At 42.0% G+C, this 16763-nt stretch carries 19 protein-coding genes; 12 read left to right on the plus strand and 7 right to left on the minus strand.

What is annotated here, in order from left to right; translation table 11 throughout:
* Positions 1 to 54 precede the first annotated feature (54 nt).
* Both ACTF6W_RS04800 and irrA read left to right on the plus strand, forming a co-directional pair.
* Positions 55 to 1458 (plus strand): NAD(P)H-dependent flavin oxidoreductase, encoded by a 1404-nt coding sequence (locus ACTF6W_RS04800; protein WP_438993410.1) that lies wholly within the window; start codon positions 55 to 57, stop codon positions 1456 to 1458.
* 63 nt (positions 1459 to 1521) lie between these two features.
* Positions 1522 to 1944, plus strand: coding sequence for an iron response transcriptional regulator IrrA (irrA, locus tag ACTF6W_RS04805; RefSeq protein WP_438993411.1), 423 nt, complete (start codon positions 1522 to 1524; stop codon positions 1942 to 1944).
* A 2-nt stretch (positions 1945 to 1946) separates the two neighbouring features.
* On the opposite strand, the gene ACTF6W_RS04810 is transcribed toward irrA, so the two are convergent.
* Complete coding sequence (locus tag ACTF6W_RS04810) at positions 1947 to 2450, minus strand: SH3 domain-containing protein (RefSeq protein ID WP_438993412.1); 504 nt, start codon at positions 2448 to 2450, stop codon at positions 1947 to 1949.
* A 134-nt stretch (positions 2451 to 2584) separates the two neighbouring features.
* Between ACTF6W_RS04810 and ACTF6W_RS04815 the strand changes: the two genes are divergently transcribed.
* Complete coding sequence (locus ACTF6W_RS04815; protein ID WP_438993413.1) at positions 2585 to 3553, plus strand: 2-hydroxyacid dehydrogenase; 969 nt, start codon at positions 2585 to 2587, stop codon at positions 3551 to 3553.
* Here the strand turns inward: ACTF6W_RS04815 and ACTF6W_RS04820 are convergent.
* From ACTF6W_RS04820 to ubiE, 6 genes are read right to left on the minus strand one after another with little or no spacing between them, the layout of a single operon-like run.
* Complete coding sequence (locus ACTF6W_RS04820) at positions 3550 to 4296, minus strand: HesA/MoeB/ThiF family protein (protein WP_438993414.1); 747 nt, start codon at positions 4294 to 4296, stop codon at positions 3550 to 3552. The genes ACTF6W_RS04815 and ACTF6W_RS04820 overlap by 4 nt on opposite strands.
* The gene (locus ACTF6W_RS04825; protein ID WP_438993415.1) at positions 4283 to 4552 is read right to left on the minus strand and encodes a hypothetical protein; all 270 of its coding nucleotides are present in this window, start codon (positions 4550 to 4552) and stop codon (positions 4283 to 4285) included. The genes ACTF6W_RS04820 and ACTF6W_RS04825 overlap by 14 nt, the downstream gene beginning before the upstream one ends.
* A complete protein-coding gene (gene dut / locus ACTF6W_RS04830) occupies positions 4549 to 5004 on the minus strand; it encodes a dUTP diphosphatase (RefSeq protein ID WP_438993416.1) in 456 nt (151 codons plus the stop codon). Before dut ends, ACTF6W_RS04825 begins: the two co-directional genes overlap by 4 nt.
* A gap of 2 nt (positions 5005 to 5006) precedes the next feature.
* Positions 5007 to 6203, minus strand: coding sequence for a bifunctional phosphopantothenoylcysteine decarboxylase/phosphopantothenate--cysteine ligase CoaBC (coaBC, locus tag ACTF6W_RS04835; protein WP_438993429.1), 1197 nt, complete (start codon positions 6201 to 6203; stop codon positions 5007 to 5009).
* Positions 6204 to 6259: 56 nt separating this feature from the next.
* Positions 6260 to 7792, minus strand: coding sequence for a 2-polyprenylphenol 6-hydroxylase (gene ubiB, locus ACTF6W_RS04840; RefSeq protein ID WP_438993417.1), 1533 nt, complete (start codon positions 7790 to 7792; stop codon positions 6260 to 6262).
* A 4-nt stretch (positions 7793 to 7796) separates the two neighbouring features.
* Positions 7797 to 8585 (minus strand): bifunctional demethylmenaquinone methyltransferase/2-methoxy-6-polyprenyl-1,4-benzoquinol methylase UbiE, encoded by a 789-nt coding sequence (gene ubiE, locus ACTF6W_RS04845; protein WP_438993418.1) that lies wholly within the window; start codon positions 8583 to 8585, stop codon positions 7797 to 7799.
* Between the two features lie 73 nt (positions 8586 to 8658).
* On the opposite strand from ubiE, the gene mutM reads away from it, so the two are divergent.
* The 9 genes from mutM to ACTF6W_RS04890 all read left to right on the plus strand — a co-directional run.
* On the plus strand, positions 8659 to 9489 hold the full coding sequence (mutM, locus tag ACTF6W_RS04850; RefSeq protein ID WP_438993419.1) for a bifunctional DNA-formamidopyrimidine glycosylase/DNA-(apurinic or apyrimidinic site) lyase: 831 nt from the start codon (positions 8659 to 8661) through the stop codon (positions 9487 to 9489).
* Positions 9490 to 9502: 13 nt separating this feature from the next.
* The gene (locus ACTF6W_RS04855; protein WP_438993420.1) at positions 9503 to 9883 is read left to right on the plus strand and encodes a hypothetical protein; all 381 of its coding nucleotides are present in this window, start codon (positions 9503 to 9505) and stop codon (positions 9881 to 9883) included.
* 15 nt (positions 9884 to 9898) lie between these two features.
* Positions 9899 to 10675: an enoyl-CoA hydratase gene (locus ACTF6W_RS04860; RefSeq protein ID WP_438993421.1), complete on the plus strand. Its 777-nt coding sequence runs from the start codon at positions 9899 to 9901 to the stop codon at positions 10673 to 10675.
* 198 nt (positions 10676 to 10873) lie between these two features.
* Positions 10874 to 11137, plus strand: a complete 264-nt coding sequence (rpsT, locus tag ACTF6W_RS04865) for a 30S ribosomal protein S20 (protein WP_438993422.1) — start codon at positions 10874 to 10876, stop codon at positions 11135 to 11137.
* 424 nt (positions 11138 to 11561) lie between these two features.
* Positions 11562 to 11981, plus strand: a complete 420-nt coding sequence (locus ACTF6W_RS04870) for a rhodanese-like domain-containing protein (protein WP_438993423.1) — start codon at positions 11562 to 11564, stop codon at positions 11979 to 11981.
* 96 nt (positions 11982 to 12077) lie between these two features.
* The gene (gene dnaA / locus ACTF6W_RS04875; protein ID WP_438993424.1) at positions 12078 to 13466 is read left to right on the plus strand and encodes a chromosomal replication initiator protein DnaA; all 1389 of its coding nucleotides are present in this window, start codon (positions 12078 to 12080) and stop codon (positions 13464 to 13466) included.
* A gap of 194 nt (positions 13467 to 13660) precedes the next feature.
* Positions 13661 to 14782: a DNA polymerase III subunit beta gene (gene dnaN / locus ACTF6W_RS04880; protein WP_438993425.1), complete on the plus strand. Its 1122-nt coding sequence runs from the start codon at positions 13661 to 13663 to the stop codon at positions 14780 to 14782.
* Positions 14783 to 14794: 12 nt separating this feature from the next.
* Positions 14795 to 15997: a DNA replication/repair protein RecF gene (gene recF / locus ACTF6W_RS04885; protein ID WP_438993426.1), complete on the plus strand. Its 1203-nt coding sequence runs from the start codon at positions 14795 to 14797 to the stop codon at positions 15995 to 15997.
* A gap of 56 nt (positions 15998 to 16053) precedes the next feature.
* Positions 16054 to 16763 (plus strand): ATP-binding protein (locus ACTF6W_RS04890; RefSeq protein WP_438993427.1); only part of this gene is annotated, 710 nt, incomplete at its 3' end.

Here is a 16763-nt window from a genome sequence, read left to right on the forward strand (position 1 = left end):
CGGGTGATGGGGTTCGTCCGGCAACCGTAAATATGGATACGGTGAAGGGATAATATGAAAGCGATAAACTCATTAAATATATCAGGCAGCGAAGTTCTTCCGCTCGTTGAGGGTGGTAAAGGGATTTCAGCAACCAATGGCGCCAGTGCGGGTGCGTGGGCTGCCGCGGGCGGCGTTGGAACCGTTTCCTGCGTTAATGCGGATAATTTTGATGAGAACGGGAATGTTATTCCTCAAGTCTATCATGGAAAAACCCGCACAGAGCGTCATGCTGAACTGATCCAATACGGTATTGATGGCGGTGTACGCCAAGTTAAAGATGCGCATGATATTGCCGGCGGGAATGGTCGTATTCACATTAATGTCTTATGGGAAATGGGCGGTGCTGAACCTGTCCTTGAAGGCGTATTAGACGGCGCAAAAGGGCTGGTTCATGGTATCACATGTGGTGCAGGAATGCCTTATAAGCTCGCGGAAATAGCGGCAAATCATAAAGTATTTTTTCATCCTATTATTTCTTCTGCCCGTGCTTTCGGCATTTTATGGAAACGCGCTTATAAAAATTATGGCGAATGGCTTGGTGGTGTTGTTTATGAAGACCCGTGGTTAGCGGGTGGGCATAACGGTCTTTCAAATGCAGAAGATCCGCTTGAGCCGCAAGACCCTTATCCGCGTGTCGTCGCATTGCGTAAAATGATGAATAAATTTGGACTTGAGCATGTGCCAATTTTAATGGCTGGTGGTGTTTGGTACCTGCGGGACTGGGAACATTGGTTCGATAACCCTGATATTGGCTTGATCGCATTTCAATACGGAACGCGTCCGCTTCTAACAAAAGAAAGCCCCATTCCACAAGGCTGGAAAGACAAGCTTACAACCTTAACTGAAGGGGATGTTTTACTTCATCGTTTTAGCCCGACAGGATTTTATTCTTCTGCGGTGCGTAATAATCTTCTTAATCAATTAGAAGGTCGTTCCGAAAGACAAGTTGAATTTCGCCGTAAAGCGGGTGTTGATGAAGCCTTTAATACTGAAGTGCTTGTGGGTAAGAAAAAATATTTTGTCCAAGAAGACGATAAGCCAAAGGTATTGGCTTGGGTTGATCAAGGTTTTGATACATCAATGCGTACGCCGGATGATACACTAATTTTGGTTGGTGCGGATGAAGCCGCTGAAATCAGACAGGATCAAAAGGATTGCATGGGTTGCTTGAGCCAATGTAAATTTTCAAACTGGTCGCAAAACCCGGACACCAATTACTCAACGGGTCGTGGCGCTGATCCAAGAAGTTTCTGTATTCAAAAGTCATTAATGAATATTGCCCATGGCGGTTCATTAGATGATAACTTAATGTTTGCTGGTCATGCAGCCTTTAACTTTGGTACAGACCCTTTTTATAGCAACGGCTTTGTGCCTACGGTAAAAGAGCTTATTGAACGCATCGTGACAGGCGATTAATTATTCACCAACTTGATTAACTAAAAATTACAGTGTAATATTGTAATGTTTTTAAGAAGCATTATGAGTAAAAAGATGAACAGACCCTATTCAAAAGCCCTAAAATGTTTACAAGATGTTGGCCTTAGACCGACACGTCAAAGACTTGCACTTGCAAAAATTTTATTTGATGGTGATGACCGCCATGTCACAGCTGAAGTGCTTCATAATGAAGTAAACGGGACTGGCGCCAAAGTTTCACTCGCAACAATTTATAATACGCTGCATCAATTTACGGAAGCAGGCCTTTTGAAAGAAGTGATTGTGGATAGTAACCGCACTTATTTTGACACCAATATATCTGATCATCATCATATCTTCTTTAAGGAAGATGAAATCCTCGCTGATTTAACATCAGAAGATTTGGTTATATCATCGTTACCAGAAGTACCAGAAGGTAAAAAAATTAGCGCTGTTAATGTGGTCATCCACATGGAAAATAGTTAAATCTAATCAAATACTTCTTGGTTTAGAGCGCCCCAAATATTTTCCACGCTAATCCAGCCGGTGAAACCGCCAACTTCCATTTCACACCAATTGTCTGCACATTGGTTGATTGTTCCTAGAACATCCTGTTCTGCAGAGACTGTGATCTGACGCCTGTTTTCGGGTGACTTATAAAGATTTTGTGTGCCATTAATGATAACGCCGTACCGTTTTAAGGATAGTAAAGACCTCAAGATCCAGCCGGTCGAACCATCAATATCTTCTATTTTTCGCCAATTTCCGTATTCTGCAATGACTTTTAAAGGATAGTCTTCCTTTAAGTAAATCCAATCGATTGGGTATTCGATTCCGGGGCCAGTACGCATATTGGTTTTATCATTAACCAATGACATAAATCTTGGAAGGGGATAGCCGGAAGCACCCATTGTGGTTGTTTCATTATCTTGCCCAATGGCATTGAATGAAAAAATAAATGTAAGACAAAAAATGAATATAATTTTTGGCACAGTGTTAAACTTTATGTTGAAGCTAGAGTAGGTCAATTTATGTATTTTTCTGAAGCATTCGTCAAGATTGCTTTTCATTTGTCAGAAAGCAATGAGCAAAATATACTGATAAAAATTTCAACTGAAAGAAAAAAATGAAACCTCTCGTAATTGTTACCCGTAAATTACCGCTAGCCGTTGAAAAAAGAATGCAGGAATTGTTCAATGTGAAACTTAATGATGATGATCACCCCTTCACAAAAGATGAATTATTATGTGCTGTTCAGGAGGCGACAGTATTGGTTGCGACAGTAACCGATAAAATAGAAGCAGAGATAATAAATGCCGCAGGCACGAATTTTAAAATGATAGCTAACTTTGGTGTTGGTATTAATCACGTTGATTTGGCCTCGGCTCGGGCCCGCATGATTACGGTCACAAATACACCAGGCGTGTTAACAGAAGATACGGCAGAAATGGCATTTTCATTAATGCTTGGTATCATACGCCGCGTTAATGAAGGCGAAAGAATGCTACGTGCAGGGAAATGGCAAGGGTGGGCCCCGACAGATATGCACGGAACGAGACTATTTGGTAAAAAAATTGGTATCATCGGTATGGGGCGGATCGGTCAGGCATTAGCAAAGCGCGCCAAAGCATTTGGAATGGGCATTCATTATCATAACCGAAATCCGATCCATCAGGATTTAGAAGCTGAATTCGGCGCAACCTATTGGCAAAGCTTAGACCAGATGATTACTCAAATGGATGTTATCTCTTTAAACTGCCCCTATACCGATGAAACACATCATTTAATGAATAACCATCGTTTGGGATTGATGCAGAAGCATGCATATTTAATCAATACGGCCCGCGGTGAAGTCATTGATGAAAAGATCCTAATTGAGAAATTATCATCGGGTGAAATCAGAGGTGCCGGACTAGATGTTTATGAAAATGAACCGCAAGTAAAAAAAGACTTTCTAACTCTTGAGAATGTTGTGCTTGCACCACATATGGGATCAGCGACGACAGAGGCACGCCAAGCAATGGGTGATAAAGTCATTATTAATGTGAAAACTTTTCTGGATGGACACAGCCCGAGAGATCGCGTTATTTCTTAGTGGCAATATTTACAGCCAGGATCTTTTGGAAGTTTGATTGTACGACTTGCAGCGCTAAGGCTATCATATATGACAAGCTTCCCCGCCAAACTATCACCAATATTGAGAAGTTCTTTCAAAACTTCTACCGCTTGCATTGTACCAACAACACCTGCAACGGCACCTAGAATGCCGGCCTCGGCGCAGCTTAAAATGCCCTTAGGGTGATCTGGCACAAGACATCGATAGCATGGTTGGGTATCTTCGTATCCCTTAAAAGTTGAAAGCTGGCCATCAAATTGACTAAGAGCGCCCGATATAAGCGGCTTTCTTTGCGCTATGCATATATCATTCACCAAGAAGCGTGTGGTGAAATTATCACAGCCATCTGCAACGACATCATATTCGGATATAATTTTCTCTGCATTATCATCTGTAAGGCGCTCATGATATGTAACCACATTAATATCTGGATTAATGTTTTTAATCATCTCTTTTGCGCTAGTAACTTTATCTTGTCCAATGGCGGATGTCATATGGACGATCTGACGTTGAAGGTTACTTAAATCAACGCTATCGTGATCAATGATCCCAATAGTGCCAACACCTGCGGCAGCAAGATACATAAGAAGTGGACTACCTAATCCACCAGCGCCAATAACCAGCACTTTTGATTTCAGCAATTTTTGCTGACCCGGACCACCAATTTCTTTGAGGATGAGGTGGCGGGCATATCGTTCGATTTGATCGTCAGTCAGTGTCATTGCCGTCTGCTTCTTCTATCACTTCAAATTCGATATCATCCATATTAAGCTCTGTCTCAGGCGGGGTAACTATATAATCCGCACCTGGAATAATTTTTAAATCGTCGGGACCTTTGATTTCTTTTTCGTTGCAAAACACACTAAATTCTTGATAACCAACTGAGCGCGCTTCTGCAATGATCCGCTCAATTGTAAGCTCTTCAGCCGGAATTGTGCTCGTTGTTCCTTCAATTATTATGTTTACGGTATCTGTCATGACTTAACCCCTGTTGAGCCAAAACCACCAGCACCCCTTTCTGTTTCATCAAGGTTATCTTGCTTATTCCATGAAATTTGGGTTACGGGTGCAATAACCATTTGGGCAATACGCATTCCACGGGTAATGAAAAAATCGTCATCACCAAGGTTGACAAGAATGACTTTAACTTCGCCGCGATAATCCGCATCAATGGTCCCTGGTGTGTTTAAGACGGTTACACCATTTTTCCAAGCGAGGCCAGAGCGAGGGCGAACTTGCGCTTCAAAACCATCAGCAAGCGCCATGGCAAAACCCGTAGGAACTAAAAGTCTTTTTCCGGGCGCTAACGTGAGTTCTTCACCTTCTGAAACGGCGGCCATTAAATCCATGCCAGCACTGTTACTGGTTTCATATTCTGGTAATTTTAGTCCTTCGCCATGAGGTAATATTTGTATAGCGACTGTCGTCATGTTTATTCCTTAAAAAATTCTTTTATACTATGAGCTAATTTCTCAGCGACGGATTTTTTATCCATAGTCGGCCAATTTTCAAGGCCTTCATTCGTTATGAAATGTATCTGATTTTGATCACCCCCCATAACAGTGCCTGAAACATCATTGGCCAAAATCCAATCACAACCCTTTTTATTTAATTTCGATTTAGCGTTATCTAAAACGTTCTCAGTTTCAGCGGCAAAACCGATCACAAGCTTAGGCCGATTTTCGTGATGTGAAATTGTTTTTAAAATATCGGGGTTTTCCGCGAATTCAATTATTGGAAGATCGTTACCCTGTTTCTTAATTTTCTGATCATTAGCATTTTTAACATGCCAGTCAGCAACGGCGGCAACACATATCAAAGCATCAGCGGGCAGGGTATTTTCCGTCGCAGCCATCATGTCCCGTGCGGATTTGACATCGATAATATTCACCCCTCTGGGTTTTTCAATGTTTGTTGGCCCTGAAATTAAGGTGACGTCTGCCCCTTCGTGCGCTAACGCTGTCGCAATTGCATAACCCTGTTTTCCGGAAGATCTATTGGCAATATAACGAACAGGGTCAATTTCTTCATAAGTCGGACCTGCGGTTATGGTAATTTTTTTACCTTGAAGCGGCCCATCAATTTTATTTAAAAAAAAAGCCTCAACTTCGGCGACAATGTCATCCACTTCCGCAAGGCGTCCCGTTCCAACTTCACCGCAAGCGAGATCGCCATCAGCAGGGTTGATCACCGAAATGCCGCGTTCCTTAAGGGTGTTCAGATTATGTTGCGTTGCCGGGTTCGCCCACATTTGACTATTCATGGTGGGCGCAATTATTATCGGCTTATTAGCCGCAAGCAGGGTTGTCGTCGCAAGGTTATCTGCGATCCCGCAGGCCATTTTAGCCATAAGGTCTGCGGTGGCGGGTGCGACAAGGATTAAATCATTTTCACGGGATAACCTGATATGGCCCATCTCTGCTTCATCAGTTAAGGAAAAAGGGTCTTGATAGACTTTATCCTCGATTAAACTGCTAACGGATAAAGGGGTGACAAACTGTAATCCGCCTTTAGTCAATATCGCTTGAATGATAACGCCCCGTTCGCGAAGGCGACGAATAAGATCGAGACATTTATAGGCAGCAATACCGCCGCCAATGATAAGCAATAATTTTTTATCTTGCAATATATCTGTCACTGGATGTCCTTTCTATTGAATTACCCTTAAGAGATAAGCATTGATGATTAATTTATCAACAGCATATAAAGAGAATAACCAATTGCACTGCCCAATAAACCGCCAACTATTCCATACATAAATAACTTCAATGAGCTGCGGCGCCTTGCGCTTTTGCTTTGCATTTCCCGCATTTGATGGATGACTTGTTCTACATCTTCGATGATTTGCGGTAATCTGGCTAACGTTTCAAAAGTCGTTTTGGCGCCTTCTTTGAGTATTGCAATAGGGCTAAGGTTCTCACTAACCCACTTTTCAATAACGGGGCGTGAGGCTTCCCACATATTAATGTCAGGATTTAAATTTAGGGCAACGCCTTCTGCGGTAACCATTGTTTTTTGTAATAAGATAAGTTGTGGTTGCGTATGCATATTAAAAGTCGCGGTCGTTTCAAACAGTTGCCCAAGAAGGCGGCCCGCTGATATTTCGCGTAAAGGTTTACCGACAACGGGTTCTCCAATTGCACGGATGGCTTGCTTAAATTTTGTATAATCCTGATCGGCGGGTACATACCCCAAATCGAAATGCGCTTTTGCAATGCGGTCGTAATCTTGGTGGGCAAATCCATAAAGAATATCGGCCAAACCTTTTCTGGTTTTGAGATCAATGCGCCCCATAATGCCAAAGTCAATGGCCGTCACTTTATTGCCCTTGCAGGCAAATAAATTCCCTTGGTGCAAATCAGCGTGGAAAAACCCATCGTTTAAGGCTTGACCAAGAAACCCTTGAACCAAATTTTCAGCCAATTTGTTCGGATCAAGGCCTGCTTTTTTAATTTCATCTAACTTTTTAAAGGAAATACCGTCAACCCAATTTGTTGTGAGCACCTGACGACTGGTTCTGTCCCAATCGACGGACGGTACATCATAATATGGATTATCTTTTGTGTTGTGTTTTAATTCTGCGGCTGCGGCAGCTTCAATCCTCAGATCCATTTCAAGCGCGATGACTTCAGCAATTGTATCGACAACTTTTGTTGGTCTTAAACGCCGTGCTTCGCTAGAGAAAAATTCGAAAATTCCTGCGAGCCAACGAAATGCTTCAAGATCACGGCCGAACGCTTTAGCAATTCCGGGCCTTAAGACTTTGACGGCGACTTTATTACCTTCAGGTGTTTTTGCCATATGTACTTGGGCAATTGAAGCGGCAGCAATAGGTGTTTTCTCAAATTCGTCAAAAAGCTCTTCTATTGATGCCCCAAGGTCATCCTCAATAATATCTCGGGCCTGACTTTCTGGAAAAGGCGGTACATTATCCTGTAACTTTAATAAATCGAGGGCGACCTCTGGACCGATGATGTCGGGCCTCGTTGCAAGGGCCTGTCCAATTTTAATGAAACTTGGCCCTAAATCCTGAAGCGCGATAACAAGACGTGTTTCCGGTTTTCCATTTACATCATGTTTTCTATTAAATTTACTTAGTTGCGATAATGCCTTGGGACGATCACCAAAAAGTTCAAGCATATCTATCAAAGCATCATGCTTTGATAGCGTATAGCCTACTTTAATAATGCGACTGATGTGGCGAGCCCATTTAAACATGAAATTAAATTTTCCATCCAGAATGAATTGCAACGATACCGCCAGATAAATTACGATATGTTGTTCTTTTAAACCCTGCTTTATCGATCATAGACTTAAATTTTTCTTGGGTCGGAAATTTGCGAATACTTTCAACTAAATATTGGTAGCTATCTTTATCCCCTGTGATCATTTCACCGAAATGAGGAATAAAATTGAAAGAATAAACATCGTAAATTTTCTTTAAAAGCGGAAGTTCTACTTTACTGAATTCCAGGCACATGAAACGTCCACCCGGCTTTAACACGCGGTAAGCTTCTTTAAGGGCTTTGTCGATATGTGTAACATTACGAATACCAAATGCAATTGTATAGGCATCAACCGATCTATCGGGAAGGGGAAGCATTTCTGCATTGCCGGTGACCCAGTCTATAGGATCAAAAATTCCTTTATCAAGAGCGCGTGCCTTTCCTGCCTTTAACATATTATGATTAATGTCGCAGATGGTCACTTTGGCCGCAGGTCCGTTTTCTGATGTTCTTTTCTCGGCAGCGTTTAAGAGCCGAAATGCAATATCGCCAGTGCCGCCTGCTACATCAAGAAGATGCATTCCCGGTGAAGGTCTTAAGTCTCGGATGAAATCATTTTTCCAAGCACGATGAAGGCCGCCACTCATGACATCATTCATAATGTCATATTTTTCGGCAACACTATCAAAAACGCCGCGGACCATTGACTGCTTTTCATCCTCTTTAATGGTTGAAAAGCCAAAATGGGTCGTGTCGTCTTTTTCTAATTTTTCTTCATTTGTCATATTGCGGAACATAGCGCAGTGTTGCATGCTGTGCCAGTAGAAAACATCAAGAAATCGAAGAGTTTAACCGCAAATGCCTGAATTACCTGAAGTTGAAACCACAAAACGCGGACTTGCCCCCGTTTTAGAGGGAAAAAGAATCATTAAAGTGCACCAGAGGCGGGATAATATCCGCATCCCTATTCCCACTGACTTTGTGAAAAGAATAGAAGGCCAAAAGCTTAAAACAATTGTTAGGCGTGCGAAATACCTGCAGATGTTTTTAGAGAGCGGCGATGTCATTATTTGTCATTTAGGCATGTCAGGTAAGTTCGTTATTAAAGCAAAAGATAAAACACCCTTTGCAAAGCATGATCATGTTATTTTTGAAACGGATCAGGGGATGTTGGCAATTTATAATGACCCGCGCCGCTTTGGGATAATGACAATATGCAGTGAGGATGAACTTGAAGGCCATAAATTATTCAAAGAAATGGCCGCTGAGCCACTGGGCAATGAGTTTAATGGTGAATATCTTTATGAAAAAATTTATAAAAGCAATTCTACGATTAAAGCGCTCCTGCTTAATCAAAAGGTGGTGTTAGGACTTGGCAATATTTATGTTTGTGAAGCGCTTAATAAGGCAAAAATATCGCCGTACCGTAAAGGGACAGAAATTTCAAAAGAAGATACCGAAAGATTGGTGCCGTTAATTCGCGATATTTTAAGCCGTGCTATTGAAGCAGGGGGATCAACTTTAAAAGATTTTGCAGGCGCTGATGGCGACTTAGGATATTTTCAACATCAATTTATTGCTTATGGCTGCGAAAATGAAGGATGTCATAACAGAGGGTGTAAAGGTACGATCGAACGGATTAATCAGGGGGGACGTTCCACATTCTATTGCCCTCAGTGCCAGAAATAAGTAAGCTAATATAATGATGAAAAAAATAATAGTTTTTATAGTGATCGTTTTTACATCGTCTGCTTTTTCGCAGGAAGGTGCACTTCTTGACGATCTGGACTTACCACTTATGGAAGGCCTTGTTGAAAATAGAGAAGCCGCACTTCTTTTTGATAGCCCTGATGGACGCATTATTAATGCAGAAGCTTCAGGCGCCCTAAAGGCAAATGAAGTGAATAATTTTTACCGTATGGTTCTACCTTCTTTGGGGTGGAAAATGAATAACAACAAATCTAATTGTGAGGATGGCGTGCAATATTGCTTATTTGCTAATCGGGAAAAAGAAAGCCTAACGCTGAACGTCATAGAAAATACATCTGGTTTAAAGGTCCTCTTTGCCCTCTCACCTAATTAAATTAAGGATATAAATATGACTTATAGCTCGCTCATTGTTGAGCGTTTAAAAAATGTGGTCCTTATTACATTAAATCGTCCTGACGCTTTAAATGCGTTAAATAATCAAATGATGGACGAGCTTTCGATTGTGTTGAATGATTGTGAAACCGATGATGACGTTCGTGTCATTATATTAACGGGTGGAGAAAAGGCATTTGCGGCCGGTGCCGATATAAAAGAAATCGCCGATAAAGAATATTTAGAATTCTATAAAGATGATTTTATCGAAAAAAAATGGGAAGCCGTTAACCGTTGTCGCAAGCCTGTGATTGCTGCAGTTGGAGGATATGCTCTTGGCGGTGGTTGTGAGCTGGCGATGATGTGTGATTTTATCATCGCGGCCGATAATGCAAAGTTCGGTCAGCCTGAAATAAATATTGGGGTTATTCCTGGTGCAGGCGGCACACAAAGACTGACACGACTCATTGGAAAATCCAAAGCGATGGATATGATCTTAACGGGCCGAATGATGGATGCTGAGGAAGCCGAAAGAAGCGGGCTGGTTAGTCGGGTGGTGCCAATAGAAACGCTAAAAGACGAAGCCATCAAAGTTGCAGAAAAAATTGCGACCATGTCTTTACCAACAACGATGCTTGCAAAAGAATGCGTTAACGAAGCTTACGAAAGCGCATTGGATGCAGGCGTGCGATTCGAGAGGCGAATTTTCCAATCTTTATTTGGAACTCAGGACCAAAAAGAAGGAATGTCAGCCTTTATTGAGAAGCGATCGGCGGACTTTAAGCATAAATAACCTCATAAAGTTGAAAAAAGTGAGTTAATTCAGTCCTTTTCAAGGGAAATAATGAAAAGCTTGTTGACCAATGGGGGTGTCATGTTTATAAGCCACACATTAAATATGACATTAAGGAATTTGAGGATAGTGATTCTCCTGCGTGACTTTTGAGTTAAGCAGTTTTGAGACAGTCCTCACATAAAGGATAAATTTAACATGGCTAATACATTACAAGCTAAAAAAAGAGTACGTCGTAATGCCAAGCGTGAAGATATTAATAAAGCACGTCGCAGTCGTATTCGTACTTATGTGAAAAAAGTTGAACTCGCCGTTGAAGCGGGTAACGCAGACGAAGCAAAAGTAGCTCTTAAAGAAGCGCAACCAGAATTAATGCGCGGCGTGACTAAAGGTGTTCTTCATAAAAAAACGGCATCACGTAAAGTATCTCGTCTTGCAAAACGCGTTAAGGCACTTGGCTAAAACCTAGAGTGTTTCGAGTCGCTCTAGAGAAAGTGGCGAGTCGCGTTTAAAAAAGGGAAATTTTCCCGAAAATTGTCCAAAAAAAGCTGAACCAAACCGGGTTCGGCTTTTTTTTATCGCTTCTCTTTCAGAGATTCCCGATATGTTCTTTTTAGCTAAAAATTGAAATTTTTTAATTTTCTTACGACCTACTACATCTAGTATGTCACCCTAAAGTCAAGACATATGGTGGTGTTTTATTTTATTTTTTTGCGTAACTCTCTGTTGCAACGAGGGGGTATGATGGGTAGGGTTATAACAATAATTTTATCGACATTTGTGGACGATACACACTGTAAAAAGCCGTTTTGCAGCTAAGGTATTCTATGCCTTAAACAGAACCACAAAATAAGTCGAATTTGAGTAAGAACTGGGATCGAAGGAAATGACAGGACAGTATAAAGGGGATGTGACGCCCGAACAGGTGTGGGATCAACTTGCCAATAATGATAATACAGTATTGGTGGATGTAAGAACTCTTGCAGAATGGAAATGTGTCGGTGAGCCTGATTTATCATCGCTTTCAAAATGTGCCAAGTATATAGAATGGGTAAGTTTTCCAGATGGTGCGCCGAACGTCAATTTTCTGGACCATCTAATGAAAGCGGTTCCAAATAAAGATACGACAATTTATTTTCTCTGTCGCACAGGCGTGCGTTCAGTGGCAGCGGCCATTGCAGCAACAAATGCAGGATATGAAAATAGTTTTAACATTTTACAAGGTTTTGAAGGAGCGCCAGACGAAAAGGGGCATCGTGGGCGTAAAACAGGTTGGCAAGCGCTTGATTTGCCGTGGACACATTAATCAGAACCAGTTTGGTTTAAAGGCCAGTTGGGTATAAGGGTAAGAAAATAATTTATGGCGAGTGAGTTAGGACAGCAAAACGTGAAAGGGACCCCTATGAGCAATACCATTGATATGCAATGGAATTTGGTTCTGGATACGTTGCGCACTGAAATAGATGAAAATACCTATAAAAGCTGGTTTAAGCCGCTCGCTCTGATCAATATTGACGGGGGACGTGCGATTATGGCGGCACCAACCCGTTTCATGCGTAATTGGTTGCTGTCAAACTTCGCTGAAAGGCTTAAAAATGCTTGGCAACGGGTCAACATGGAAGTTACCGATATCGACATTATTGTCCTTTCCGGTTTTCAAGGGACAGATAAAGATATTGAAGATGATGGTATTCAAAAATCTGAAAGCATAACTAAACCTAAAGTAAAATCTAATGCGTCAGTTAAAATGGTAAGCGAGAGCAGTTTTGGAGCGCCACTTGATGCAAGATTTACATTTGATAGTTTTGTTGTTGGCAAATCAAACGAGTTTGCATATGCGGCCGCCCGCAGAGTAGCGGAAAATAAAGATGTTAATTTTAATCCACTTTTCTTACACGGTGGTGTTGGATTAGGTAAAACCCATTTAATGCATTCTATTGCTTGGGCTATGCGTGAAAATTTTCCGAATAAAAAGGTGGTCTATTTATCCGCGGAACAGTTTATGTATCAGTTTATTTCGTCTATCCGTTATAAAGATACAATGAGCTTTAAGGAAAAATTCCGTAATGTTGATCTTTTAATGATTGATGATTTGCAATTTATTGCGAATAAAAATTCAACGCAGGAAGAGTTCTTTCATACGTTTAACGCTCTCATTGATCATAACCGACAAGTGGTTTTATCTGCGGACCGTTCTCCTTCTAACCTTGAGGGAGTTGAAGAAAGAATTCGCTCACGCCTTGGTTGGGGGCTTGTCGCTGATATTCATCCGACAGATTATGAGCTGCGTCTTGGTATTTTACAGCAAAAAGCCAATAATATTCCCGAAGTTGAAATCCAAAGTGAAGTAATCGAATTTTTAGCAAGACGAATAAGCTCAAACGTCAGAGAGTTGGAAGGCGCATTTAATCGAATGGTGGCGCATTCTACTTTAATTGGACGCCCGATCACTCTTGATATGACACAAGAAGTGTTACAAGACTTGCTCAGAGCCAATGACCGACGCGTAACGGTTGATGAAATTCAAAGACAAGTGGCCGATTACTACAACATCAAGCTATCTGATTTATTGTCAGCCCGCAGAGCAAGACAAGTAGCGCGGCCCAGACAATTGGCGATGTATTTAAGTAAACAATTAACATCTATGTCGCTTCCTGCAATAGGAAGAAAATTCGGCGGACGTGATCATACGACAGTAATGCACGCGGTTAAGCGTATTGAAGAATTGCGCCAAACGGACAGTGTTCTTGAAGAAGATATCCTTCATCTTGAGCGTATGTTTAGCACCTGAAAATTGGGGCCAAATAAGGCCTCTTTTAGCTCCATAAGAAATATATTGCGACTCGGCAGAAAACCGTGAAAAAGCCATTGACGTAATGGCTCATTATGGTAGTCTGTTTTTCAACATATATAATAATATGAAAATGGACTTTTATAAAGTTCGGGATCTAATAATCTTGTAAATATGAAGCGTGAAATTATCAAATGAAATTGAATATAGAACGAGGCGCCTTACTTAAATCACTTGGACACATCCAAAGCGTTGTTGAGCGCCGCAATACTATTCCCATCTTGTCGAATGTTTTGCTTGAGGGTGAAGAGGGGCGTTTAAACCTAGCAGCAACCGATCTGGATATTGCCATTGGTGAAGGCGTTGCCGTAGAAACGGAAGAGCCAGGCGGTATAACGGCACCGGCACATACATTATATGACATTGTTCGTAAACTTCCTGAAGGGGCTCAGGTCGAGCTTTATTATGATGTGGATAGCGGACGGTTATCAATAAGCGCGGGAAGATCTAAATTTACTCTATCTTGTTTACCGAGAGAAGATTTTCCTGTGATGTCAGAAGGCGATTTGCCAGTAAGCTTTAATGTGACAGGTGTGAATTTAAAACGTCTTATCGATAAAACACGGTTTGCTGTTTCAACGGAAGAAACACGTTATTACCTAAATGGTATTTATTTGCATGCTGCGAGCGACGATAACGGTGAAGCCGTTCTGCGTGGTGTTGCAACGGATGGCCACAGGTTGGCGAGATTTGATGTTGATCAGCCAGAAGGGGCCGCAGATATGCCAGGGATTATTGTTCCTCGTAAAGCAGTGGGTGAATTAAGAAAATTAATTGATGAGTATGAAGGTGACGTTGAAGTCAGCCTATCAGATACAAAAATCCGTTTTGCGTTTGCCGATATTGTGCTTACTTCAAAATTAATTGATGGCACGTTCCCAGATTACACGCGTGTTATTCCTGAAGGAAATGATAAAAACATGGAAGTAGATAGCAAGGTGCTTGCTGAATCTGTTGATCGTGTTTCTACCATTTCTTCTGATAAAACCCGCTCAGTTAAACTGGCTATGAGTTCAGGGCAATTAAGATTGACTGTGAATAGTCCAGAGCATGGAACAGCGCGGGAAGAATTATCAGTCAGCTATGATTCAGATGAAATGGAAATTGGATTTAATTCCAGATATCTCCTTGATATTTTAGCGCAGATCGAAGGCGATGTTGTACAAGTCGCTTTTGCAGATGCGGCGGCACCGACGATACTCAAAGATTTAACCGATGAAGGGGCACTTTACGTTCTCATGCCTATGAGAGTGTAATAGAGTTCTCGGGTGAGCAATCTGGCACATTCCAACAACCGCGAAAATCTTTCCAGTGCCTTGCCTTTGGGTAAGGCACTGGTTCTTTATGTGGACTGTGTCATGCTTACAAATTTCCGCTCTTATGAAAGTATGTCACTTGAAACGGGTGCAAATTCTGTTGTCCTGACGGGGGCCAACGGGGCAGGGAAAACCAATTTACTTGAGGCGATATCATTTTTGTCACCGGGGCGCGGTTTAAGAAGAGCGAAACTTTCCGATGTTAATAAAATTGGCGCTGAAGCACCTTGGGCTGTTTCTGGTCGTATCTTTACGCCAGATGGGGAGCGCCAACTTGGAAGCGGACTTTTACCGCGTCACGCGCTCAATTCAGAGACATCACCGGATCGCCGCATTGGGCGTTTAGACGGTGAAAACCTTAATAGCCCTGCGGCTTTTGGGGATATTTTACAAGTGGCTTGGCTAACGCCTCAAATGGACCGGTTATTTATTGACGGTGTTTCAGGTAGAAGACGTTTTCTTGATCGACTTGTTGCGGCCTATCATCCATCCCATAGCCGAGAAGTGGGTGCATATGAGCGTGTTATGCGAGAACGTTCAAAATTACTTTCTGAGGGACATGCTGACCCACAATGGGTTTCAAGCCTTGAAAGTCGAATGGCTGAACATGGAGTTGCCGTTGCTGCTGCGCGGCTTGATGCTATTGATAAATTATCGCAAGCTATTTCAGAAAGTCAGTCCGCTTTTCCAAGTGCCTTTCTCTCTTTAGGTGGTGATCTTGAGCAGGGGCTGCTTAATCGCCCGGCATTAGAGGTTGAAACGGAATTCTGTGAAAGGCTGGTTTCCTCCCGGCAGCAAGATGCACGATCCGGCAGAACTTCCATCGGTCCACATAAAACCGATTTACTCGTGCGCCATAAAAATAAAGACATGCCAGCGGAGCTTTGTTCAACGGGGGAACAAAAAGCATTGCTCATCGGGATTACATTAGCAAGCGCCAGATTAAGCGCAACTCAATTTGGTGCGCCGCCGATATTGCTTTTGGATGAAGTTGCAGCGCATCTAGATGAAAAAAGACGTGGATTTTTATTTGAAGAATTAGGGGACATTGGTTCACAAGTGTGGCTAACGGGCACGGATAAATCGTTATTTGAATTAATGGCAAATCGCGCCAGATTTTTTCACTTTAAAGATGGAAAAATAGAAGCGGAATAAGAAGAAGCATGCTATAGTCATGTTTGAAAAATTTTGTATTATAAAGGACGAGGTTTATGTCTGAAGAAACGGAAATGAAAGACGCAACAGAGGGCGCTGAAGATTATGGCGCAGACTCGATTAAAGTCCTAAAAGGACTTGATGCTGTGCGCAAAAGACCGGGAATGTATATTGGCGACACCGATGACGGTACAGGCCTGCATCATATGGTTTTTGAGGTTTCTGATAATGCAATCGACGAAAGTCTTGCGGGGTATTGTGACAAGGTTCTCGTGACGATGAACGCGGATGGTTCTATATCGGTTACCGACAATGGTCGCGGTGTTCCCGTTGATATGCATGAGGAAGAAGGTGTCTCTGCTGCGCAAGTGATTATGACACAGCTACATGCGGGTGGTAAATTTGATTCAAACAGTTATAAAGTTTCCGGCGGTCTTCACGGCGTTGGCGTTTCAGTTGTAAATGCGCTTTCCGATTTCTTGGAGCTGCGTATTTGGCGTAATGATAAAGAACACTTTATGCGTTTTGAACATGGAGAACCATTAGAAGATTTGGTTATTTTAGCCGATACGCCTGGCAAAACGGGAACGCAGGTTACTTTTAAACCGTCTACGGATACATTTACCAATACGGATTTCAGTTATAAAACATTGAAACATCGTTTTCGTGAACTCGCTTTTCTAAATCGCGGTGTACGCATTATCGTGCAAGACCACCGTACTAGCGATCATGAAGAAGTAGAGCTTTATTATGAAGGCGGTATTCA

The sequence above is a fragment of the Pseudemcibacter sp. genome (assembly GCF_965661635.1).
Lineage (GTDB): Bacteria > Pseudomonadota > Alphaproteobacteria > Sphingomonadales > Emcibacteraceae > Pseudemcibacter.